This is a genomic window from Hydrogenophaga luteola, from assembly GCF_042648585.1.
Lineage (GTDB): Bacteria > Pseudomonadota > Gammaproteobacteria > Burkholderiales > Burkholderiaceae_C > Hydrogenophaga > Hydrogenophaga luteola.
In genome coordinates this window covers 42,881-64,585 of sequence record NZ_JBHRXX010000011.1, presented here as the reverse complement: position 1 = coordinate 64,585, position 21,705 = coordinate 42,881, and the positions used below count along the sequence as shown (strand labels likewise).

Genomic DNA, 21,705 nt, shown 5'->3' with positions numbered 1-21,705 from the left:
GACTTCTTGCTCATGGCTCTATCCTCTCAGGGAAAAGAGCCTCCTCAAAACCCGGGGCGGTTCATCACTGATCGTAAGTCGGTCAGAAGATGAAGTCCTCTGCTCGATATTTGTGCACCTTGCTCTGATCCCAGCAACGGCGAGGGTTCGGCCCATCCGTTAACGAGATATCCACAGGCTTTTCCAGCTCCTGTGGGGACAAGCGTCAGGTCGGTTGTTCGAATCTGGATGTCTATGCGCTGTAAGCGCTCAGATCTGAACGCATGCATGCCTTGACCAGGGCAGGGCTCCGGACTGGAGCTGGGCGCCGTGATGGCCAACAGGCCTCAGACCGGTTGGGACATGTCCACCGCGGATCGTTCAAATGCGAGCGCTTATCGGGCTTGAGCGCTCTGATCTGATCCCCGCTCGTTGGCAGAAAGCCAACAGCCGCCTCTTGCAGGGAGTCGTGACAGTCGAATCAAGGGAGTTCCATCACTGAGGACCTGCCATGAAAGACTCCCTTTCCCCTTCCCATGAACGTGCGCTCAAACGCCTGGGCTCCAACATCTCGCTGGCCCGGCGGCGGCGCCACTGGAGCCAGCGGGCGATGGCCGAGCAGATCGGTGCCTCGGTCAGCACCGTGCGGCGCCTGGAAAACGGAGAACCGGGCGTCGCCCTGCAGCACCTGATCGCAGCGCTGGTGGCTTTCGGAATGATCGACCGGCTCAATGCCCTGGTCGACACCAGCCAAGACACCGTTGGCCTGCTGGTGCAGGACGCCGCATTGCCCGAACGCATCCGGGCCCGCCCATCGGATGAGGCCGCCGAATGAGCACCACAGCCCTGATGCCACCACCGAGCGCATACGGCCCGCGCAGGGACGAGATCTTCGACATCACCATGGGGAATTCCGAGCAGCCTCTGGGCGCGCTGCACCATGTCCAGGACGGACCCACCGAGTGTTCTGAGTTCTCCTTCGATCGGCGGTGGCTGGGCCGAAACCTGCTCTTCAGCCCATCACCCGATCTGCGCTGCCACCCCCACGGCCAGTGGAGAACCCGTCCCCTGGGTCAGGGAAGCCCCTTCTTTGCGGCCTTGGCCGACACGCAACCCGACGGGTTTGCACACGCCCTCCTTGAGCGGGCGCTGGGCGAGGCCACCCTCACCACCCATCCCCTCGCAGGTCTGGAGCCCCGGGCCCTGGTGTCCCTCTGCGCGACCCACGACCTCTGCCGGCTCGGTGCACTGCGGATCAGGCCCAGGAACCCGGCACTGACCGTGTCCGGCCGGCGCTTCGACCTGCCGTTCACCGCAGACCTGGACACCATGGCCAGGGCCGCAGCGGCCTTTGAGCGCGGGGAAGCCGACGAGCGTCAGACCCGGCTCCTGCTCTTCAGTGCCACCGCTCTGGGCGGTTCGCGTCCCAAGGTCTGCTTTGTTCAGAGCGCAGAGAAGCAGGACGGAGGAACTCTGGCGGTGGCCCGGCTGCCCAGCGTGGCTGATCGCTATCCGGTGGCCAAAGCGGAAATGCTCCTCGGACAGTTGGCCCGGGAAGTGGGTATCCGGGTGGTGGACATGGCGCTGAAGAACCTGTGCAACGCAACGGTGCTGATCACCCAGCGATTGGATCGGGACATGGATGGCGGTCGAAAGCCCTACCTGTCCGCTCGAAGCCTGTTGCTCGCGGAAGAGGGCGAAGAACCGGACTGGCTCGATCTGCTGGCGGTCATGAGGACATGCAGCAAAGTTTTTGGGGCAGACGCCCGCCAGCTGTGGCTGCGCTTGGTGTTCATGCGGCTGATCAACGCCCGTGTGTCGCTGGGAAAGTTCGGCTTTGTGTACCGGTCCTTTGCTCGCTGGGAGCTGGCACCCGCCACCGCACTGCGTCCCGCCATGGAGCCCGAATGCCAACCGGCCCAGTCCCACATCCCGGGGCCGGGCCTGCGATGGGATGTGGATCAGCTTCTCAGGCAATCGGTGGCATTCGGGATACCTCAGAACGAGGCACGCACGCTGCTCAAGAGGATGGTCGAGGTGATCGGTCGATGGAAGGTGAAGGCCGAGCAGTACCCCGTGCGGATGACGAGCACCGACGTCGCATCACTTGAAGCGGTCTTGGACAACCCGCAGCTTCGGCAGGCCCGTGAGATGGTGGGTGGCCGGCGGGCATGAGCGGAGTGCCGATGAAGAGAGGGCCCGGCAGGCTGGACAGGAGGGTGGGGGGCTTGCACGGTCCGAGGGCGGAGTTCCTTTTTCGCGCGCGCGGGCGTGCGCGCGTATTTATTCTTTAATGGGTGTCCGGCCAAATGAACCCAGCGCTCACCTGAAATTTCTGAGCAAGAGAAAGAGCGGCCAAAACGACTGCAGGCGCGATACCGGTTCGCTGCGGACTGCGTCCACCGCCAGTAAGACAAGGCTCCCACGCAAGTGGGGGCCTTTTGTCTTTCTGAGGCCAGTGTTTTCGCGGGTTTGCGACCAGAGGTTGTTGAGGTGCGAAAGGGTGGTCCAGTTCGCAGCGACTTCCGTCGGTCGCGGCCGGGCGCTGGATTCACTGCGCCTGGCACAAAGCAGTCATCGGCTTACCTGGACGCGGGACAGCATCGATGAGCGGTATCGAGGGTGCAGCAGTCATCCAGCACTGATGCGGAGGGCTCAGCAGGCATTGCGTGGCCAACCCAGGCGCGGCTCCATCACCGGGCTGGCGCAGTCGGGCGCGCTCGCGCCGGACGGTGGGGTGCCCGTTCTGGTGTCGAAGCAGGGCGCCCGCATGCTCGCGGGCTGCCGCTGAAGCGATGGCTTGGCCTGCTGGCGCTCAGCCGGTGGGCTGTTCGGCGGCGATGCGCGCCGTGATGGTGGCCGCCGCGTCGGTGATCAGCTTGACCAGGTAGTCCTGCGAGAAGGCAGCAAAGCGCTCGTTGCTGCCCACCAGGGTAACGGCACCCAGGATGCGCGACTTCTCGTCGAAGATGGGTGCAGCCAGGCCGGTCTTGCCCGGGTCCAGTTCGCCCGCGCTCACGCAGTAGCCCTGCTTGCGGATGGTCAGCATGGCCTTTGAAAAGTCCTTCCAGGTGGGTCCGAGCCGCTGCAGGTTCGGCTCGGCGGCATTGCTCTCATAGACGCGCTTGAGCTGCCGGGGCAGCAGGTACGCCAGGATCACCCGTGATGTGGCGCTGCGGAACAGGTCCATGGGGCGGCCGCGGCCGAAGTTCAGGGGCTCGGTCTCGCTGCCGTGCTTTTGCAGGATGTTGATCACGGTGGAGCTGTACAGCTCGCTGATGAGGGCGTGCATGCCGGTGCGCGCGACCAGTTCGTCCACCAGGTCGCGGCTGCAGGTGATCAGCGGGTCGTACTCGGTCATGTGGCGGTCGAGTTCGATCACGCGCGGCCCCACCGCATAGCCCCTGGGCAGGCGCACCAGCAGGCCCACATCGCTGAGTTCCCGCACATAGCGGTAGGCACTGGCCTGCGCATAGCCCAGCTGCGAGCAGATGGTCTCGACGTCGATCACGGGCTGCCCGGGCTTGAACAGATTGAGGATGTCGAGCATGCGGCGGAGGCTGTTCATGAGGGGCGTTTTCTTTTCTGACGGTGCGGTGGCGTGGGCGCGCAGCTTATCCGAGCCCTGGCCCGAATTCTCGCTGAACACCCCGTTTCCATGCGCTGTTCCGGTTTTGGATTTCCTTCGCGCTTAAATACATCATTTGATCTAAAAGATAAATAAGCACATCAAAAACATCTGATGATCGTCAAGTTTTGCTAAGTTATCAATATTTGATAAAGTAGCAACATGACAAATCGCAAAGACATGACCGGCGCAGACGCGCTACTGGCGGCCCTCGCGGACGAGGGCGTGACCGTGTGCTTCGCCAATCCCGGCACCACCGAGCTGGATCTGGTGCGTTCTCTGGAGTGCGAAGAACGCATGCGTTGCGTGGTCGGCCTGCAGGAAAACGTCTGTACCGGCGGCGCCGACGGATACGGGCGGATGACCGGCAAACCCGCCGCCACCTTGCTGCACCTGGGCCCCGGCTTCGCCAACGGCATTGCCAACCTGCACAACGCCCGGCGCGCCCACACGCCCATCGTCAACCTCATCGGCGACCACACCAGCTGGCACCTGCCCTACGACGCGCCGCTGACCTCGGACATCGAGTCGCTGGCACGCCCGGTGTCGGGCTGGGTGCACCGCATCGCCGCCGTGGAGCAGAGCGATGCGGCCGGCCGCGAAGCGGTGAAGCAGAGCCTGGCCCGCGGCGGCCAGGGCGCCACCCTGATCTTTCCGGCCGACCACCAGGCCCACACCGGCGGCGAGCAGGTGGCTCTGGTGCAGCCGGGCGCCAGCGCCGCAGCCGTAGCGCCCGCCGCCTTCGACCCCGCCGCAGCGGTGCAGCGACTGAAGGCGGCCAACAAGATCGTCTTCCTGCTCGGCGGTGGTGGCGAGCAGAGTGGCCTGGGTGTGCGCGCGCAGAAGGCGGTGCAGCGCCTGTGCGCCGCGCTGGGTGCCACGGCCTACGCCGAGACCTTCCCCTCGCGCTCGGAGCGGGGCCAGGGGCTGCCGGCGTTTGACCGCCTGCCGTACTTCCCCGAGCCTGCCCGCGAGGTGCTGGACCCGGCCGATCTGGTGGTGCTGGTGGGCGCTTTGCCGCCGGTGACCTACTTCGGCTACGAGGGCCATCCCAGCTTGCTGGTGCCGGCCGAGCGCCTGCTGACGCTGGCGGCGGTGGGCGACGACGCCGCCACGCGCCTGGAGCAGGTGGCCGAGCTGCTGGGCGCGGCCGAGGTGGCCATGCCCGTCGCTGTGCTCAATCCGCCGGAAGAGGGCCCGCTGACGCCGGCGCGCATCGCGCTGGCCCTGGCCAACGAGCTGCCCGAGCGGGCCATCGTCTCGGTCGAAGGCGGCACCTGCGGCTACCCGTTCTACGCGGTGTCGGCCGCCGCCCGACCGCACACCACGCTCACCAACACCGGCGGTGCCATCGGCCAGGGCCTGCCCGTGGCCATGGGCGCAGCCATCGCCTGCCCGGATCGCAAAGTCGTGGCCCTGCTCTCCGATGGCAGCACGCAGTACACGATCCAGACCCTCTGGTCGCTGGCGCACGAGCACCTGGACGTGGTGGTGCTGATCGCCGCCAACCACCAGTACGCCATCTTGCGCAACGAGCTGCGCCGCGGTGGCGCGGTGCTGGGCGAGCGCGCGGCGCAGATCACGAGCCTGGACAAGCCCCGCATCGACTGGGTGACCCTGGCCCAGTCCTACGGCGTGCCCGGTGGGCGCGCCAGCACCAGCAGCGAACTCACGGCCTTGCTGCAGCAGGCCTTCGCGAAGCGCGGCCCGATGCTGATCGAGATGGCGCTGTAGAGCGGCCCATCCCCTCATTACCCGAGGCCGGCAAGGCGCCGGCCTTCCCCAAACCCCTGAAGGAGACGTTGTGGATCTGAATCTCAAAGGCAAGGTCGCGGTCGTGACCGGTGGCAGCCTCGGCATTGGCCGGGCGGTGACGGAAGCGCTGGCGCGCGAAGGCGTGCGCGTGGCCATCGTGGCGCGCAGCAAAGGCGCGCTGGAAGAGGCAGCGCGCGAGATCTCCGAAGCCACCGGCGTCGAGATCCTGGCCGCGCCGGCCGACGTCAGCAAGACCGACCAGGTGCAGGCCATGATGGACATGGTGGCCAAGCACTTCGGGCGCATCGACATCCTGGTCAACGGCGCCGCCCACCCGGGTGGCCTGGTGCGCTCGGAGATCGAGAACGCCGACCCCGAAGGCCTGCTCGAAGACATCAACATCAAGGTGGTGGGCTACATGCGCTGCGCCAAGGCGGCGGCCGCCCACATGAAGGCCAACGGCTTCGGCCGGATCATCAACATCGGCGGTCTCACCGGCCGCGGCAGCAAGCAGCTCTCGGGCATGCGCAACGTGGCGATCTGCCACATGACCAAGACCTTGTCCGACCAGCTCGGGCCCTCGGGCATCACGGTCAACGTGATCCACCCCGGCGTGGTGGAGACCCCGCACATCCACGAGCTCTATGCCAAGGAAGCCAAGCTGCAGGGTCTGACCCCCGAGCAGGTGGAAGCCAACTACGCCAAGGTCACACCGATCCGCCGCGTGCTGCAGCCCAACGAGATCGCCGACACGGTGCTCTTCCTCGCTTCCGAGCGCGCCGGCGCCATCACCGGCGAGTCCATTGCGGTGGACGGCGGCATCACGCGCGGCATCTTCATCTGACACCCCCCACAGGAGCAGCAACATGAACGGAACCATTCTGGTGGGTACCGCAGGCCAGGGCATCCTGCGCAGCGTGGACGACGGCGCCACCTGGCACCGCCTGGGCCTGAAAGAGGCGATCGAATTCGACGGTGTGGTGCGCAGCCTCGCGGTCGACCCGTCCGATCCGTCGCGCGTGCTCGCTGGCGCGGACGCCGGCCTGTGCATCAGCGTGAACGGCGGCGGGCACTTCAAGCGGGTGGACTCGCCCATGAACCAGCAGACCGTCTGGGCCATCGCCTTCGACCCGACGAACCCGAAGATGGTCTACGCCGGCACGGGCGCGCCGTCGCGGGCGCGGATGTACCGCTCGAAGGACGGCGGCCTGTCGTGGGAGCAGCTGAATATCGAGCTGCCCGAGTTCTGCCAGGGCGTGAACCGCCCGCGCATCCTGACCATCTGCGTCAACCCGGTGCGCAGCGGCGAGGTGTGGTTCGGCGTGGAAGAGGGCGGTGCATGGCGCAGCGCCGACTGCGGCGACACCTGGGAGCGCGTCGACACGCCCGGCGGCACCATCAGCAACTCCGACATCCACGCCATCGCGGTGCTGCCACCGGCGGACGGTGTGCCGCAGAAGAACCTCGTGCTGACGGTGAACTCGGTCTACACCAGCACCGACGACGGCCAGACCTGGACGGGCAAGGCCTCGAAGGAACGCTTCGACGGCATGTACTACACGCGCACGGTTCAGGTGGTGGACGCAGCCGGCAACACCCTGCTGCTGGCCATCGGGGACGGCACGCCCGGCACGCGTACGCGCATCTACCGCTCGGAAGACCGCGGCGAGACCTGGGCGCCCGCGCTGCTGCACACCGCGCCGAACTCGACGGTGTGGGCCTTCGGCGGTCATGCATCCGACCCCTCGCTGCTGTTCGCCGGCACCAAGTACGGCCACCTGCTGCGCTCCATGGACGGCGGCAAGAGCTGGTTCAAGGAGTGGCGCGATTTCAGCGAGATCACCTCGGTCGCCTGGACGCCCTTCGTGGCGCCGGTGAAGGCCCACCCGCAATCCATCAACTGAAGGAGCGGGACATGAGCATGGCATCCATCAACGTCAAACCGCGCGTCCTGCGCACCCACCTGGCGCTCTACGTCAAGGACCCCGAAGCCAGCGCGCGCTGGTACGCGGACGTTCTGGATATGGAGGTCACGGCGCGCGAGCCGCGCTGGGTCTTCATGTCCTTCGGCAAGAAGCACCACGACATCGCCCTGATCAAGGCCGACCCGGCGCTGCTGCGGGCGCAGCAGATCGGCGAGGTCAACATGCAGCACTACGGCCTGGAGATCGATGGCGACCTCGACGAGCTGCGCCGCCTCTACGGCATGTTGCTGGCCAAGAACGTGCCGGTGGTCAAGACCACCGACCACAAGGTGGGCTACGGCCTGTACTTCACCGACCCCGACGGCCACCGCTTCGAGTTCTTCCTCGAAACCGTGCACGACGACGAAGAAGGCAAGCGGGTGCTGGGCCAATACAACGCGCCCAGCGACCCCTTCGACCTGCAGCCCCTCTGATCCATCCCTCACCAGAAGACCCCTCATGAAGTCCCCGAATTTCGGCATCTTTCACATCCGCAAGTGGTTCCTGCAGGTCGAGGACAACCTCGCCGGCGAGACCGGCGCCGCGGCCGACGGTGCGCCGCTGCGCAAGATCGTCATCGCCGCCTGCATCCACAACCCCTACGCCGGCCGCTACGAGCAGGACCTGAGCGCCTGGATCGAAGGCTCGCCCGAACTGGGCCGCGAGTTCGGCCGCCGCATCCAGGAGGCCGCGGGCCCCCAGAAGATCGAGAGCTACGGCAAGGCCATCCTGGTCGGGCTGGACGGCGAGTACGAACACGGCAACGCGCTGCTCACCAACCCCGCGGCCGACCCGATCCGCGTGGCCCTGGGCGGCGGCAAGGCGTGGGTGCCGTCCACCGGCAAGCGCGGCGTGCCCGGCACGGTGCTCGACATCCCGCTGGCCTACAAGGACGCGCTGTATGTGCGCTCGCACTACGACACCGTCAGCGCCAGCTTCAACGACGCGCCCAACCGCGACGAGGTGCTGGTGTGCTGGGCCTTCGCCACGCGCGGCCGTCTGAACGCGCGTCTGGGTGGCCTCAAGGCCGCCGACGCCAAGGGCCTGGACGGTCTGGTCTGAGCACCGCCATGGAACGCCGCGACCACACCGTGACCAGCGCCGGCCTGCGTCTGCACGTGACGCAGTGGGGCGCGCCGACGGCCCGACCGGTCGTGATGCTGCACGGCATCCGTGGCTACGCCGAGACCTTCGCCGCGGTCGCGGCGGCCCTGCAGCCCGAGCGCCGTGTCATTGCTTTCGACCAGCGCGGTCGCGGAACGTCCGACTGGGACCCGCAGCACAACTACTACACCGATGCCTACGTGAATGACCTGGCGGCTGTGGTCGAGGGGCTGGGCCTGGACCGCTTCGACCTGCTGGGCCATTCCATGGGTGGCATCAATGCCATCGTTTACGCCTCAAGGTATCCATCGAAGGTGAACCGCCTGCTGGTGGAAGACGCCGGGCCCGGCGCCTTCGAAGCCAGCCCGGGCGCGATCCGCATCCGCCGCGAACTGGCCACCACACCCGGCCACTTCGCCAGCTGGGACGACGCCCGCGACTTCATGCGCGCGCTGCGCCCCAGCGTCACCGAAGAAGCCCGCGAACAGCGCCTGAAAAGCATGTTGCGCCCCGCCGAGGGCGGCGGCTTCACCTGGCAGTACGACCACATGGGCATCGCCGCCACGCGCCTGAATCCAGACCCGGCCCGTGTGGTGGACCTGCGGCCACACGTGGCGGCGCTGGCCTGCGAAACCCTGGTGGTGCGGGGCGGCAACTCCGACTACCTGCAGCCCGAAATGGTCGACGCGATGCAGCGTCTGAACCCGCGCATCCGCAGCGCCGTGGTGCCCGATGCCGGCCACTACATCCACGACGACCAGCCAGCGCTGTTCCACCAGCTGGCGCGCGACTTCCTGCTCCCCACCCACTGACACCATGCTCCACGAACTCAGAACCTACACCCTGGTGCCCGGCGGCGTGCGCGAGTACCTGCGCCTCTACAACGAGGCCGGCCGCGCCGTGCAGACCGAACTGCTGGGCCGCCTGGTCACGCTCATGCAGCCCGAGAGCGGCGACCTCAACCAGCTGATCTACATCTGGGCCTTCGACGACTACGAAGACCGCCGCCAGCGCCGCGCCCGCCTGATGGCCGACGAACGTTTCACAGCTTTCCGCAAGACGGTGCGCCACCTGCTGGTGCGGCAGGAAAGCCAGCTGCTGACCCCGGCCTGAACACCCTTTGGGGGAGACAACACGATGAACACAACCACAACCACCGAGGTGCTGGTCGTCGGCGCAGGCCCGGTCGGCGTGTCGATGGCCAACCTGCTGGGCCACTACGGCGTGAAGACGCTGGTGGTGGACCGCAGCCCCCAGGTGCTGGACTTCCCGCGCGCCGTAGGGCTGGACGACGAGGCGCTGCGCACCTTCCAGGCCGTGGGTCTGGCCGAGACCATGCTGCGCGACATGATCCAGAACGTGCCGATGCGCATGTACACGGCCGACAAGCGCTGCTTCGCCGAGATCCTGCCCAGCACCCGAGAGTTCGGCTGGTTCCGGCGCAACCTGTTCTCGCAACCGCTGGGTGAACAGACGCTGCGCAAGGGCCTGGCTCGCTACCCGCACGTCACCACGCGGCTGGGCGTGGCGCTGCAGTTCATCGAGCAGGACGCGGAGGGCGTGACCGCGGTGCTGCAGGCCGAGGACGGCAGCACCTCCACCGTGCGAGCGCAGTACCTGGTGGGCGCTGACGGCGCGCGCAGCACGGTGCGCGAAGGCCTGCTGAAGATTCCCTACGAGGGCCAGACCCACCCCAACAAGTGGGTGGTGATCGAGTGCGACCAGGACCCGCTGGACGCGCCCTACACGGCGCTGCACTGCGAGCCGCGCAGGCCCTATGTCTGCCTGCGCCTGCCGTATGGCTTGCGGCGCTGGGAGTTCATGCTCTTCCCCGGCGAGGACGGCGAGCAGATGCTCGCGCCCGACAAGGTGCAGGATCTGCTGCGCAACCACGTGGCCGACCCCAGCCGGCTCAACGTGATCCGTGCACGGGTGTACACGCACAACTCGCGGGTCGCCAAATCGTTCGTGGCCGGGCGCGTCTGCATCGCGGGCGATGCGGCCCACATCACGCCGCCGTGGATCGGGCAGGGGCTCAACGCCGGCTTGCGCGACGCCTTCAACCTCTCGTGGAAGCTGGCCTGGATCGTCCAGGGTCGCATGAAGCCCGAGCTGCTGCAGAGCTACCACGACGAGCGCCACGCCCACACCAAGGCCATGATCGACCTGGCCGACCTGTTCGGCGCGGTGCTGTCGCAGCGCAACCGCTTCGTGGCCTGGATGCGCGACACGTTCTTCCTCTCGATCCGCAACGTGCCCAAGTTCCGGGACTACGTGCTGCAGATGAAGTTCAAGCCCATGCCCCGGTTTTCCACCGGTGTGGTGCTCAACAGCGGCAAGGCCGCGCAGGACGAACTGGTGGGCCGCATGTTCATCCAGCCCAACGTGGAACGCCTGACGGGTGAATGCCAGAAGCTGGACGACGTCATCGGCGGCCGCTTTGCGCTGCTGTCCTGGCGCGGCGACCCGCTGGCGCAGGCTCCGGCCGCGCTGCTGGATCGCCTGCAGGCCCTGGGCTGCACCCGCCTGGTGGGCGTGCGCGCCCGCAGCGGTGCCAGCGAGCCGGGCATGTCCGCGGCCGGCCCCGAGGTGACCGTGGTGCAGGACCTGGAAAACGAGCTGCAGCTGTGGTTCCAGAAACGCAGGGTGGACTGGGTGCTGCTGCGGCCGGACCGCTTCGTGGCCGCCGCCGGTCTGGCCGCCGACGCGCCTGGTCAGCTGCGCCGGTTCTGCGATCTCGTGCTGCCCGCGTCCGCTTTCGTGGCCCGACCCCTGGGCAATACCCCGGTCCCGGCCACCGCAGAAGCAGCGGTGGCGGCGTGACACGGCTTTCTTTTCATCAACCAACCAAAAGGACGATCCCCATGAACCTCTTCAAATCGTGCGTGCTGGGCAGTGTGATGCTGGTGGCGGGCCTGGGCGGCGCCCATGCCCAGGCCTGGACCCCGTCCACCGTGCGCATCGTGGTGCCGTACCCGGCCGGGACCGAACCCGACGTGCTGGCGCGCGACCTCGGCAACGCCCTGGCCAAGCAGACCGGCAAGACCTTCGTGGTGGACAACAAGCCCGGCGCCAACTCGATCATCGGCACCGACGCGGTGGCCAAGGCCGAACCCGATGGCGCCACGCTGTTGATGGTGGACCGGCTGGCCCTGGTGACCAACCCCATGCTGTATTCGAAGCTGCCGTACAAGTGGGAAGAGGCGGTCAAGCCGGTGAGCGATCTGGCCCGCGTGAACCTGATGATCGGCGTTCGCGCCGGCCTGCCGGTCAAGACCTTCGGCGAATTGGTGTCCTACGCCAAGGCCAATCCGGGCAAGCTCAATGTGGGCACCGGTGGCAACGGCCACGTGACGCACATCGGCATGGAGATGCTGGCCAAGGCACACGGCTACACCCAGACCTACGTTCCCTACAAGGGCATCGGTCCGGCCATCACCGGCCTGGCCGGTGGCGAGGTGGATGCGGTGATCGCGGGAGGTGTGGCGCTGGCAGCGCAGGCCAAGTCTGAGCGCGTGCGCCTGCTGGCCATTGGCGACGAGCAGCGTGCGGGCTTCGCGCCCGAGGTGCCCACCATCACCGAAGCCGGTGGCAAGGCCGGTTCGATCCCGTCCACGGTGTTCGCACTCTTCGCTCCAGGCAAGGTGCCCGACGCGGTCATCACACAGATCCACCAGGCGGTGGTCCAGGCCGTAGCCGGTTCACCAATGAAGGCCAACTACGCCGCGCGCGGGCTGGAGGTCGGTACTTCAAAGCCGGCCGACACCCTGGCTGCCATGAAACAGGAAACGGTGAAGTACGAGCAGGTGATCCGCGAAGCGGGCATCAAGATCGAGTGAAGCCGCCTCCGCCAGAGAAAGACAGCATGTACCCCACGCTCACGCTCTACATCGACGGCCACTTCGTCGAGGCCGGCGACCGCCAGACCCTGCCGGTGACCGACCCCGCGACGCTGGAGCGCCTGGGCGATCTGCCCTGCGCCACGGCGCAGGACCTGGACGCCGCCGTGGCCGCGGCCGAACGGGCCTTCGCGCAGTGGCGCCACAGCTCGCCCATGGACCGCTCGGCGGTGCTGCGCAAGACCGCCGAGCTGCTGCGCAGCCGCGTCGAAGCCATCGCCCACGGCATCACGCGGGACAACGGCAAGCCCCTGGCCGACGCGCGCGCCGAGGTGCTCAACAGCGCCGAACACGTCGAGTGGCACGCCGAAGAGTGCCGCCGCATCTATGGCCGCGTGGTGCCGGCGCGCGACCCGCGCGTGCGCCAGATAGTGGTGCGTGAGCCGGTGGGCGTGTGCGTGGCCTTCAGCCCCTGGAATTTCCCGCTGGGGCAGGCGATCAAGAAGGTCTCCGCGGCCATCGGGGCGGGCTGCACGCTCATCCTCAAGGGGCCGGAAGAGTCGCCCAGCGCCATCGTCGAGATGGCGCGCGCCTTCCACGACGCGGGCCTGCCGCCCGGGGTGTTCAACGTGGTGTTCGGCCAGCCGGCCGAGATCTCGCGCCGCCTGATCGAATCGCCCGTGGTGCGGCAGGTGTCCTTCACCGGCTCGGTGCCGGTGGGCAAGCAACTGGCCGCGCTGGCCGGCCAGCACATGAAGCGCGTCTGCATGGAGCTGGGCGGTCATTCGCCAGTGCTGGTGTTCGACGACGCCGACGTGGACGCGGCCGCCAGCCTGCTGGCGCGCATGAAGACGCGCAACGCGGGGCAGGTGTGTGTGTCGCCGTCCCGGGTGTTCGTGCAGGCGGGGGTGTACGAGCGCTTCGTGGCGCGTTTCGTCGAGGCCATCGGCGCGGTGCAGGTCGGCCACGGGCTCGACCCCGCCACGCAGATGGGGCCGCTGATCCACGAGCGCCGCCTGCAGGCCGTGCGAGAGCTGGTGGACGACGCTACGCGCGCGGGTGGCCGGCTGCTGACCGGTGGCGCGCGCCTCGATGAAGCGGGCCATTTCTTTTCGCCCACCGTCATTGCCGACGTGCCCGAGCACGCGCGGATCATGCGCGAGGAGCCCTTCGGGCCCGTGGCCTCGGTCGTCAAGTTCGAGCGCACCGAACAAGCGCTGCAGGTGGCCAACAGCGTGCCTTATGGCCTGGCCTCCTACGTGTTCACCGAGTCGCACAAGACGGCAACCCAGGTCATGAACGGGCTGGAGGTGGGCATGGTCAACATCAACCACTCTGGCATGGCCCACCCCGAGCTGCCCTTCGGCGGCGTCAAGGACAGCGGCATCGGCAGCGAAGGCGGCACCGAGACCTTCGACGGCTTCCTGGTGACCAAGATGGTCACGCAGATCTGATTTCCCTTTCTACTCCATTCACATGATCGAACTCAAAGATCCGTCCCTGCTGCCCGGCCGCTGTCTCGTCGGCGGGCAGTGGGTGTCCGGCACCGCGCACATCGAGGTGACGAATCCCGCCACCGGCGCCGTCATCGCCACCGTGCCGCGCCTGGGCGCAGCCGAAACCCGCGAGGCCATCGAGGCCGCCAACCGCGCCTGGCCGGCCTGGCGCGCGCGCACGGCCAAGGAGCGCTCGGCCATCCTGGCCCAGTGGTACGCGCTGATGCTGGCGAACCAGGACGACCTGGCGCTGATCATGACCAGCGAGCAGGGCAAACCGCTGGCCGAGGCGCGCGGCGAAATCGCCTACGCGGCGTCCTTCATCCAGTGGTTCTCGGAAGAAGCCAAGCGCGTGTATGGCGACACCATTCCCGCGCCGGTGGCCTCGCAACGCATCGTGGTCACCAAGGAACCCATCGGTGTCTGCGCAGCCATCACGCCCTGGAACTTCCCTGCGGCCATGATCACGCGCAAGGCCGGCCCCGCGCTGGCGGCTGGCTGCACCATGGTGGTCAAGCCGGCGAGCCAGACGCCGCTGACCGCGCTGGCCCTGGCAGTGCTGGCCGAGCGCGCGGGCGTGCCTGCGGGCGTGTTCTCGGTGGTCACCGGTTCGGCGCGCGACGTGGGCGACGAACTGGCGGACAACCCCCTGGTGCGCAAGCTCTCGTTCACCGGCTCCACCGAGGTGGGCCGCCAGCTCATGGCGCGCACGGCGGCCACCGTCAAGAAGGTGTCGATGGAGCTGGGCGGCAACGCGCCCTTCATCGTGTTCGAGGACGCCGACCTGGACGCCGCGGTCGAAGGCGCCATCGTCTCGAAGTACCGCAACGCCGGACAGACCTGCGTCTGTGCCAATCGCCTGTACGTGCACAGCAAGGTGTACGAGGCCTTTGCTGCCAAGCTGGCCGTGGCCGTTTCCCAGCTCAAGGTGGGCGAGGGCACCGGTGCCGATGTGCGCATCGGTCCGCTGATCGACGACAAGGCGGTGCAGAAGGTCGAACAGCACATCGCCGACGCCGTGGCCAAGGGCGCGCGCGTGCTCAGCGGCGGCCGGCGCCACGCGCTGGGCCAGAGCTTTTTTGAACCCACCATCCTGGGCGATGTGACGCAGGACATGGCGGTGGCGCGCGAGGAAACTTTCGGCCCGCTGGCGCCGCTGTTCCGCTTCGAGACCGAGGACGAGGTGGTGGCCATGGCCAACGACACCGAGTTCGGCCTGGCCAGCTACTTCTATGCGCGCGACCTCGGCCGTGTCTGGCGCGTGGCCGAGCGCCTGGAGTACGGCATGGTGGGTGTGAACACCGGCCTGATCTCCAACGAGGTGGCGCCCTTTGGTGGCGTCAAGCAGTCGGGTATCGGCCGCGAAGGCTCGCACCTCGGCATGGACGACTACCTGGTCGTCAAGTACATCAACATGGCCGGCATCTGAGCCGCCCCGGCCTGAGGTCGGCACACCAGAACAACAGGAGACTCCCATGAACACGAACACAGCGGTCACGCTGCACAACTTCATCAACGGTCAGTACCAGGCCGCCCGTTCCGGTGCGACCTTCCAGAAGCTGGCCCCGGCCACCGGCCGTCCCTTCGCCACGGTGAGCGCCTCGGGCGCGGACGACATCGACACCGCCGTGGCCGCCGCCCGCCAGGCCCTGCGCCACGGCCCCTGGGCCACGATGCCGGGCCAGGAGCGCGGCCGCTGCATTTCCCGCCTGGCCGACCTGCTGGAGACCAACGCCCCGGCCTTCGTGGCCACGCTGGCCGAGGAGCAGGGCCGCCCCGCCTTCGACATGACGGTGATGGACCTGCCGATGTCGGTCGACACCCTGCGCTATTTCGCGGGCTGGGCCGACAAGCTCGAAGGGCGTACCGTGCCCACCGCAGGCTTCATGGGTCGACCTATGCACCACTACACCCGGCTGGAGCCGGTGGGCGTGGCGGCGCTGATCGTGCCCTGGAACGCGCCGCTGATGATCGCGATCTGGAAGCTCGCGCCCGCGCTGGCGGCGGGATGCACGGTGGTGATCAAGACTTCGGAGGATGCGCCTGTGGCGGTGGGCCAGCTCGGCCGCCTGGTGGCCGAGGCCGGCTTTCCGCCGGGCGTGGTCAACATCGTGCACGGCATGGGCGCAGAGGCCGGTGCGGCGCTCACGGCGCACCCCGACGTGAGCAAGATCAGCTTCACCGGCAGCACCGGCGTGGGTCGCGTCATCGCCCGCGAAGCGGCGGCATCGTTCAAACGCGTCACCTTGGAACTGGGCGGCAAGGCCGCGCAGATACTGTTGCAGGACGCCAACCTCGACGAAGCGATTCCCGGCGTGGCCATGGGCCTGTTCGTGAACCAGGGCCAGACCTGCGCGGCCGGCTCGCGCATCCTGGTGCACCGCTCGCTGCTGCCGCAGGTGGAGCAGGCGCTGGCCGCGGCCGCCGAATCGGTGCGGCTGGGCGGGGCGCAGGTCGAGGGCGCACAGATGGGCGCGCTGATCAGCGCACGCCACCGCGAGCGCGTGCAGGCCTGCATCGACAACGCGATCTCGCAGGGCGCGCGGCGCCTGAGCGGCGCCGGAGGCGAGCTGCCCGCGGAGGGCTTCTTCATGCGGCCGACGGTGTTCACCGACGTGACCCCCGGCATGCAGATCGCGCAGGAGGAGGTCTTCGGTCCTGTGGGCGCGATCATTCCGTTCGACACCGAGGCCGAAGCGATTGCCATCGCCAACGACAGCCGCTACGGCCTGTCGGCCAGCGTGTGGACGCGCGAGGTGTCGGCCGCGCACCGCGTGGCCGCGCAGCTCGAAGTCGGCGCGGTGGCCATCAACTGCTGGAGCCCGCTGGACGCGCGCCTGCCCTGGGGCGGCACCAAGGACAGCGGCATCGGCCGCGATCTCTCGCGCAAGGCGCTGGACGCCTACCTCGAAGAAAAAGTGGTCTCGCTCGCGCTGTAAGCCGCGCCGCCGCCACCGCCTCTGCCACCGGTCCTTCGGGACCTTCGCCGGGCCGTTCCATGAACGTCGATGTGCGCCATTTCAACGATGTGAACCTGCACGCCCGGGCCATTCCCGGGTGGACGCAGGACTACGACCAGCTCGGGCGCGGTGCGCTCAGCAGCAGCCTGCAGCAAGTCTCCACCGGACGCTTCCTGGTGTTCCGCGAGGTCTTCAACCGCCAGGTGGTGCAGTGTGGCCAATGCCCGGAACAGCGCCTGTGTCTGGCTGTCTTGGAGGCAGCGCCGGAGCCGGTGTCCACCGGGTGGTCACGCCACCCGCTGTCGCAGGTGGTGCTGCTGCGCAACCGCGAAGAGTTCCTGTTGCACGCGCCGCAGGGACTGGGCCTGGTGGCCGCCAATGTGGACTACGAACGCTTCCTGCAACTCGCCGACCTGCACCTGTCGCATGAGCAGAGGACGCTGGCGCGCGGCTCGCGCAGCCTGGCGGTGGCCGACGCGTCGGTGCAACGCCTGCGGCAGGTGCTGCAGCACGTACTGGCCCAGGCCGGCATGCAACCGCTCAATGACGTGCAGGCCGACGCGCTGGACCGTGCGCTGGACGATCTGGTGCTCAATGCATTCCTGGACCTGTTCGACGCGGTGGACCACGCCCGCGCCCCGACGCGCTGCAGCGGCTCGGTGCGCAGTTACATCGTGCGGCGCAGCCGCGAGCTGATGGAAGAGGGCGGTGGCGGCGCCATGAGCGTGCTCGACCTCTGTGCCCGGCTGCGCGTGAGCCGCCGCACCCTGCAGGCGAGCTTCCAGAGCGAGGCCGGCATCGGCCCGCTGGAGTACCAGCGCAATCTGCGGCTCAACGCGGTCCGCCGCCGGCTGGGCCAGACCACGGCGCAGGCGCTGCCAGTGGGCGACGCTGCGGCCGAGATGGGGTTCTTCCACCTCAGCCACTTCGCACGCCACTACCGCGAGCTGTTCGGCGAGCTGCCATCCGACACCCTGCGTGCGGATGGCCGGCCCACCGTGGCCTGGTCAGACCACCGCGTGCTCAGAAGGTCTTGACCAGCCCGACCACCAGGCGCGTCTTGCCGGCGGGACCGGTCTTGGCGGTCTCGGCGCCGCTGATGCGACCGGAGACCATCAGGCCTTCGCCCAGGTCATAGACCAGGCCCAGGTGGGCGTCTTTGGCGCTATCCATGTTGTGGCGGTTGCGAAAGGCGATGCCGGCTTCCAGGGTCAGCTTCTCGCTCAGCGGCTGCGCCAGCGACAGCGCCAGGCGGGCTGTCTTGTTGCCATTGCCGAAGCCGTGGCCGTATTGCGCCGAGAAGATGCCGTGGCCCAGGCGCACGTACCACTCGTTGGCGTTCCAGCTGTTGTCCTTGGGGTACACGAAGCGGATGGCACCGACGTCGTAGCGCCAGCCCTGGCCGAACTCGCCGCGGTAGCCGCCGTACAGGTCGATCTCCAGGTCGGCCTGGCCCTGCGCGCCGAACTTCCCTGTGGAGTTCCAGTTGCCGACGTAGAGGCCGTTGCCGAACGCATAGTCCAGTCCGCCCTGCAGGGCCGGGCGGGCGTTCTTCGGCGCGCGAACGTCCTGGTCCAGGCCGTTGTACTTGTAGAGCGAGGTCAGTCCGACGTTGTAGGAAAGTCCCTCCGCGACGGCGGGAGCGGTGATGGACGCCAGTGCGATGGTGGCGGCGAGGGGGCGGAGGAATCTGTTCATGGTGTCTCTCTCGTTCGATGGGTGGGGAGGCCTGTGCCGGTCATGTCCGGCCGGCACGAGGTGGCGTGAATCCTAGGGAGCCCACAGGTGGGGCGGTTAGCCCAAAACGGCAGCAGTTCCTGCGCCGCATCTGTTGCCGATTTGGGCTCCGGCTTTCGCGGGCCGGCCGCTACGCTGGGCGCAACAGGAGGCATGCCATCAATGGACTGGTTCAGACGTGATCGCGCAGCAGGACAACGGGCTTCGGCGCCGGATGGCGGCAGTGAACACCAGGCGCAGGAGGCCGACGCCATGCTGCGTGGCGCGCTGCAGGTGCCCGCACAGCTGGAGCAGGCGGCGCAGCGCTGCCTGCACAGCATGCACATCGCGATCCTTGAGGTGAGCAGCCGCGCCGGCGCGTTCGACCAGACCCTGGGCGGATCGCTCGAACGCATGCGCGGCAGCAAGGCGCTGGTGGACGATGTGCAGCGCACCCTGGTGGACGAGACACATGGCGTGGCCGGGCGCCTGCAGCGTGGCAGCGCCGAGGCCTCGCAGGCGCTCAAGACCACGGACCGGGCGGTGCAGGAGGTGCTGGATGCGATCAGCCGCATTGCCCGCGAGATCAACCTGCTGGCCCTCAACGCGGCCATCGAGGCGGCGCGCGCGGGCGATGCCGGCCGCGGCTTCGCCGTGGTGGCCAACGAGATCCGCCGCCTGGCGGTGGACGCGCTCGCCTGCGCCCGGCAGGCCACCGAGAAGATGGACCTGAGCACCGTGCAGCAGAGCTTTCACAAGGTGAGCGCCGACAGCGAGACCCAGCTGGCCCAGCTGTCGGGCCGCATCGGCGAGAGCCTGGCGACCATGAATGGCCTGCTGGACGGCATTGCTGCCGACTTCGACGAGTTGCGCTCGGCCAACCGGGTGATCGCCGAGACGGTGCCCGAACTCGCGCGTCGGGCCCACACCGCGCAGCAGCGCGTGTCCGACTCGACCGCGTTTCTGGGCGCGCTGCAGGCGCCGCTGCGGCAGGACCTGGCGGGCCGGCCATCGGCGCTGGCGGATGTGTTGCGGCGCCACCACCTGCCGCTGCGGGACGACGACGACCTGCTTGAAGCGGTGCTGCGCCGGGGGCACCTGCGGGTGGCCGTCGACCCGTCCTTCGTGGGCCTGTCGTTCCGCCTGAAACCGGGGGCGCCCCTGCAGGGCATGGACATCGCCTACGCCACCGCCTTCGCTCAGTCGCTGGGAGTGGGCATCGAATTCGTCGAACAGAACTGGGACCAGTGCCTGGGCCTGCCGCACCACGGCCGCAGCTTCGACGAAGCACCGGTCGACGTGGTGTGGAGCGCCCTGCCGCCGATGGAGGAGGTCAGGGGCCTGGCGTACTCGCGGCCCTACACGCAGCACCCCATGGTGCTGGCCCGCCGCCGGGGCGACGCGCGCGTGTCCGGTCTGGCGGACCTGGGGGGCAAGGTCCTCGGCTGCGGTTACGACCTGGGCGCCATGCAGGCGCTGGAGGCTGCGGGGGTGCGCTGGGAAGCCAACCGCCACCAGCCTGGTGGCCGGATCACGCTGGGCAACCTTGTCTCGTACCCGGACCCGAAGCTGATCTACGACGCCCTGGTGCAGGGCAAGGTGGACGCTTTCTTCGCCGAGCGGCCCATCTTCCACTGGGCCGCGACCCACCCGGGCAGCCCGTGGTCAACGCGCATCGAGGTGGTTCCCAACGGACTGATCCAGGACGCGCTGGTGTACGTCGCCGGGGTCAAGGACGCGCCAGGCAGCGCCACCCTGCTGGCCCGTATCAACGAGTTCATCGAGCAGTTCGAGGCGACCGAGACCCGCGCGGCGATCGAGCGCCTCTGGCAAGGCGCGGGCGCTCAGTAGCGCAGGCGCCCGCCAAAGGTGACGATGCCGATGTCCAGGAAGTCAAGGCCGACGTGGTCGGTCTTCGAGAAGCTGGCCTTGAGGCCGCCGAGGTCGAACGGACCACGCTGCTCCAGCGCGTCGCGCAGGCCCGCGGCGGTCACTGGGCGGGGCGTCTGCCGCAACGCCTCCACCAGCAGGCGCGCGGCCAGGAAACCTTCTAGCGAAAGCGTGCCGTGCCTTGCGTCCTTGGGTGCGTACTGCTTCATCTGGGCCTGGTAGTCGCGCACAGCGGGCAGGGCGCCGCCGAAGGGGTTGGGCACGACCTGGGTCACCGTCATGCCGCGCGAGGCCGCTTCGCCCGCGTGGTCGAACAGCCGGCCCGACTCGTTGTACGAAGCGCCGTACACCGGGGTGAACACGCCCTTGGAACGAAGCGTCTTGAGCAGCTTCGCGGTCTCTTCCACTGGCAGCATGGACACGATGGCGTCGGCGCGCGCCTGCGCCACCTGCTCAAAGGGCTTGTCCAGCTGGCCGCTGCTGGCGGCCACCGGCGCGCGCGCGATCACCTCGATGGCGGGCTCTCTGGCGGCCGACTGTTCAAAGAACTTCACTTCGCCCAGGGTGGCGGGGTCGTCCCAGTGGACCAGGGCCACCTTGCGCAGCCCGATGGTGCGCAGCTGCTGGGCCAGCTTCTCATATTCGCTGTTTTCGCCCTGCGTCAGGTGGAACACGTGCGAGCGCGTCGGCGTGCGCAGCTGCACGGCCGCGGGTGAGGTGCCGATCAGGGGAATGCCGAGGCGGCCGAAAAGGTTGGCCTCCAGCGTGGCCGCGATGGTCTCGGGCCCGATCAGGTACAGGAAGGCCACCGGGTTCAGGCTGGTGGCGGCCTGCTCGATCTGTTTCAGGGCCTGCGCAGGGTTCGCCGCATCGTCCAGCGAGACCAGGCGCACGGTGTCGCCGCGGATGCCGCCGGTGGCGTTGACGTGGCTCAGGTGGGCCTGCATGCCGGTGCGCAGCTCGTTCGTGTAGTGCGCCAGTTCGCCCCTCTGAGGCGCCACCTGCACCACCACCAGTTCGGCGGCGCGGGCGGCGTTCATGAGCAAGGCTACGGCCAACAGGCACAGGGCCCGGGCGGGTCGGGTCCACCCTCTTGCGGCGGGGCGGGCATGCGGTGGAATGTGTGTGTTGTGGCGCACCGGGGTTCTCCAGTCTGCAGGTGGGACGGCGCATGCTAGGGTGCGGCCGCCAGGGCCCAGTAGCCCGAATCGGCAAGCGCCGGCGGGCGACAGACCCGCACCGCATCGGTGCGTGAAAAGGTGCCGATCCGGGCTAACCGCCGCGGCGGGGCGCGCCTAGAGTCGCGACAGTTGCGGGGGTTCCGCGACACCCTGTGCCGACGCGGGGCTTTGTGATCGGCAGCACACAGACAGT

At 68.2% G+C, this 21,705-nt stretch carries 19 protein-coding genes; 16 read left to right on the top strand and 3 right to left on the bottom strand.

Annotated features, from left to right (window positions below; translation table 11 throughout):
• Positions 1–490 precede the first annotated feature (490 nt).
• On the top strand, positions 491–814 hold the full coding sequence (locus ACFOPI_RS24190) for a helix-turn-helix domain-containing protein (protein WP_382180013.1): 324 nt from the start codon (positions 491–493) through the stop codon (positions 812–814).
• Positions 811–2,154 (top strand): HipA domain-containing protein, encoded by a 1,344-nt coding sequence (locus tag ACFOPI_RS24185; RefSeq protein WP_382180010.1) that lies wholly within the window; start codon positions 811–813, stop codon positions 2,152–2,154. Before ACFOPI_RS24190 ends, ACFOPI_RS24185 begins: the two co-directional genes overlap by 4 nt.
• A gap of 640 nt (positions 2,155–2,794) precedes the next feature.
• Here ACFOPI_RS24185 and ACFOPI_RS24180 read toward each other — a convergent pair.
• Positions 2,795–3,547: an IclR family transcriptional regulator gene (locus tag ACFOPI_RS24180; protein WP_382180007.1), complete on the bottom strand. Its 753-nt coding sequence runs from the start codon at positions 3,545–3,547 to the stop codon at positions 2,795–2,797.
• Positions 3,548–3,769: 222 nt separating this feature from the next.
• Between ACFOPI_RS24180 and ACFOPI_RS24175 the strand changes: the two genes are divergently transcribed.
• The 13 genes from ACFOPI_RS24175 (at position 3,770) to ACFOPI_RS24115 (ending at position 17,762) form a co-directional block, all read left to right on the top strand.
• Entirely contained in the window at positions 3,770–5,341 is a 1,572-nt protein-coding gene (locus ACFOPI_RS24175; protein WP_382180004.1) for an acetolactate synthase large subunit, read from the top strand.
• Between the two features lie 70 nt (positions 5,342–5,411).
• Positions 5,412–6,206, top strand: a complete 795-nt coding sequence (locus tag ACFOPI_RS24170) for an SDR family NAD(P)-dependent oxidoreductase (protein ID WP_382180001.1) — start codon at positions 5,412–5,414, stop codon at positions 6,204–6,206.
• A 22-nt stretch (positions 6,207–6,228) separates the two neighbouring features.
• On the top strand, positions 6,229–7,266 hold the full coding sequence (locus ACFOPI_RS24165) for a WD40/YVTN/BNR-like repeat-containing protein (protein ID WP_382179998.1): 1,038 nt from the start codon (positions 6,229–6,231) through the stop codon (positions 7,264–7,266).
• 11 nt (positions 7,267–7,277) lie between these two features.
• Positions 7,278–7,760: a VOC family protein gene (locus ACFOPI_RS24160; RefSeq protein WP_382179995.1), complete on the top strand. Its 483-nt coding sequence runs from the start codon at positions 7,278–7,280 to the stop codon at positions 7,758–7,760.
• A gap of 25 nt (positions 7,761–7,785) precedes the next feature.
• Entirely contained in the window at positions 7,786–8,388 is a 603-nt protein-coding gene (locus ACFOPI_RS24155) for an amino acid synthesis family protein (RefSeq protein WP_382179992.1), read from the top strand.
• Positions 8,389–8,396: 8 nt separating this feature from the next.
• Positions 8,397–9,242: an alpha/beta fold hydrolase gene (locus tag ACFOPI_RS24150; RefSeq protein WP_382179989.1), complete on the top strand. Its 846-nt coding sequence runs from the start codon at positions 8,397–8,399 to the stop codon at positions 9,240–9,242.
• 4 nt (positions 9,243–9,246) lie between these two features.
• Positions 9,247–9,543: an NIPSNAP family protein gene (locus ACFOPI_RS24145; RefSeq protein ID WP_382179986.1), complete on the top strand. Its 297-nt coding sequence runs from the start codon at positions 9,247–9,249 to the stop codon at positions 9,541–9,543.
• A 24-nt stretch (positions 9,544–9,567) separates the two neighbouring features.
• The gene (locus ACFOPI_RS24140) at positions 9,568–11,253 is read left to right on the top strand and encodes a bifunctional 3-(3-hydroxy-phenyl)propionate/3-hydroxycinnamic acid hydroxylase (RefSeq protein ID WP_382179983.1); all 1,686 of its coding nucleotides are present in this window, start codon (positions 9,568–9,570) and stop codon (positions 11,251–11,253) included.
• Between the two features lie 41 nt (positions 11,254–11,294).
• On the top strand, positions 11,295–12,269 hold the full coding sequence (locus ACFOPI_RS24135) for a Bug family tripartite tricarboxylate transporter substrate binding protein (protein ID WP_382179980.1): 975 nt from the start codon (positions 11,295–11,297) through the stop codon (positions 12,267–12,269).
• Positions 12,270–12,295: 26 nt separating this feature from the next.
• Positions 12,296–13,723, top strand: a complete 1,428-nt coding sequence (locus ACFOPI_RS24130) for an NAD-dependent succinate-semialdehyde dehydrogenase (RefSeq protein WP_382179977.1) — start codon at positions 12,296–12,298, stop codon at positions 13,721–13,723.
• Positions 13,724–13,745: 22 nt separating this feature from the next.
• Positions 13,746–15,194 (top strand): NAD-dependent succinate-semialdehyde dehydrogenase, encoded by a 1,449-nt coding sequence (locus ACFOPI_RS24125; protein ID WP_382179974.1) that lies wholly within the window; start codon positions 13,746–13,748, stop codon positions 15,192–15,194.
• A gap of 46 nt (positions 15,195–15,240) precedes the next feature.
• Positions 15,241–16,704 (top strand): aldehyde dehydrogenase family protein, encoded by a 1,464-nt coding sequence (locus ACFOPI_RS24120; protein WP_382179971.1) that lies wholly within the window; start codon positions 15,241–15,243, stop codon positions 16,702–16,704.
• A 59-nt stretch (positions 16,705–16,763) separates the two neighbouring features.
• Complete coding sequence (locus tag ACFOPI_RS24115) at positions 16,764–17,762, top strand: helix-turn-helix domain-containing protein (RefSeq protein WP_382179968.1); 999 nt, start codon at positions 16,764–16,766, stop codon at positions 17,760–17,762.
• Here the strand turns inward: ACFOPI_RS24115 and ACFOPI_RS24110 are convergent.
• A complete protein-coding gene (locus ACFOPI_RS24110; protein WP_382179965.1) occupies positions 17,749–18,423 on the bottom strand; it encodes a TorF family putative porin in 675 nt (224 codons plus the stop codon). The two genes, ACFOPI_RS24115 and ACFOPI_RS24110, sit on opposite strands and share 14 nt — an antisense overlap.
• A gap of 201 nt (positions 18,424–18,624) precedes the next feature.
• Here ACFOPI_RS24110 and ACFOPI_RS24105 point away from each other — a divergent pair, with 201 nt between their 5' ends.
• Positions 18,625–20,292, top strand: a complete 1,668-nt coding sequence (locus tag ACFOPI_RS24105) for a methyl-accepting chemotaxis protein (protein ID WP_382179962.1) — start codon at positions 18,625–18,627, stop codon at positions 20,290–20,292.
• Here the strand turns inward: ACFOPI_RS24105 and ACFOPI_RS24100 are convergent.
• On the bottom strand, positions 20,286–21,371 hold the full coding sequence (locus ACFOPI_RS24100; protein WP_382179960.1) for an ABC transporter substrate-binding protein: 1,086 nt from the start codon (positions 21,369–21,371) through the stop codon (positions 20,286–20,288). The genes ACFOPI_RS24105 and ACFOPI_RS24100 overlap by 7 nt on opposite strands.
• Between the last annotated feature and the right edge of the window lie 334 nt (positions 21,372–21,705).

Bases quoted from the DNA above. Each gene is read 5' to 3' on its own strand.
- ACFOPI_RS24165 (WP_382179998.1), top strand. From the start codon at position 6,229: ATGAACGGAACCATTCTGGTGGGTACCGCAGGCCAGGGCATCCTGCGC.
- ACFOPI_RS24145 (WP_382179986.1), top strand. From the start codon at position 9,247: ATGCTCCACGAACTCAGAACCTACACCCTGGTGCCCGGCGGCGTGCGC.
- ACFOPI_RS24155 (WP_382179992.1), top strand. From the start codon at position 7,786: ATGAAGTCCCCGAATTTCGGCATCTTTCACATCCGCAAGTGGTTCCTG.
- ACFOPI_RS24190 (WP_382180013.1), top strand. From the start codon at position 491: ATGAAAGACTCCCTTTCCCCTTCCCATGAACGTGCGCTCAAACGCCTG.
- ACFOPI_RS24175 (WP_382180004.1), top strand. From the start codon at position 3,770: ATGACAAATCGCAAAGACATGACCGGCGCAGACGCGCTACTGGCGGCC.
- ACFOPI_RS24135 (WP_382179980.1), top strand. From the start codon at position 11,295: ATGAACCTCTTCAAATCGTGCGTGCTGGGCAGTGTGATGCTGGTGGCG.
- ACFOPI_RS24110 (WP_382179965.1), bottom strand. From the start codon at position 18,423: ATGAACAGATTCCTCCGCCCCCTCGCCGCCACCATCGCACTGGCGTCC.
- ACFOPI_RS24150 (WP_382179989.1), top strand. From the start codon at position 8,397: ATGGAACGCCGCGACCACACCGTGACCAGCGCCGGCCTGCGTCTGCAC.
- ACFOPI_RS24105 (WP_382179962.1), top strand. From the start codon at position 18,625: ATGGACTGGTTCAGACGTGATCGCGCAGCAGGACAACGGGCTTCGGCG.
- ACFOPI_RS24130 (WP_382179977.1), top strand. From the start codon at position 12,296: ATGTACCCCACGCTCACGCTCTACATCGACGGCCACTTCGTCGAGGCC.
- ACFOPI_RS24185 (WP_382180010.1), top strand. From the start codon at position 811: ATGAGCACCACAGCCCTGATGCCACCACCGAGCGCATACGGCCCGCGC.
- ACFOPI_RS24160 (WP_382179995.1), top strand. From the start codon at position 7,278: ATGAGCATGGCATCCATCAACGTCAAACCGCGCGTCCTGCGCACCCAC.
- ACFOPI_RS24140 (WP_382179983.1), top strand. From the start codon at position 9,568: ATGAACACAACCACAACCACCGAGGTGCTGGTCGTCGGCGCAGGCCCG.
- ACFOPI_RS24120 (WP_382179971.1), top strand. From the start codon at position 15,241: ATGAACACGAACACAGCGGTCACGCTGCACAACTTCATCAACGGTCAG.
- ACFOPI_RS24180 (WP_382180007.1), bottom strand. From the start codon at position 3,547: ATGAACAGCCTCCGCCGCATGCTCGACATCCTCAATCTGTTCAAGCCC.
- ACFOPI_RS24115 (WP_382179968.1), top strand. From the start codon at position 16,764: ATGAACGTCGATGTGCGCCATTTCAACGATGTGAACCTGCACGCCCGG.
- ACFOPI_RS24100 (WP_382179960.1), bottom strand. From the start codon at position 21,371: ATGAACGCCGCCCGCGCCGCCGAACTGGTGGTGGTGCAGGTGGCGCCT.
- ACFOPI_RS24125 (WP_382179974.1), top strand. From the start codon at position 13,746: ATGATCGAACTCAAAGATCCGTCCCTGCTGCCCGGCCGCTGTCTCGTC.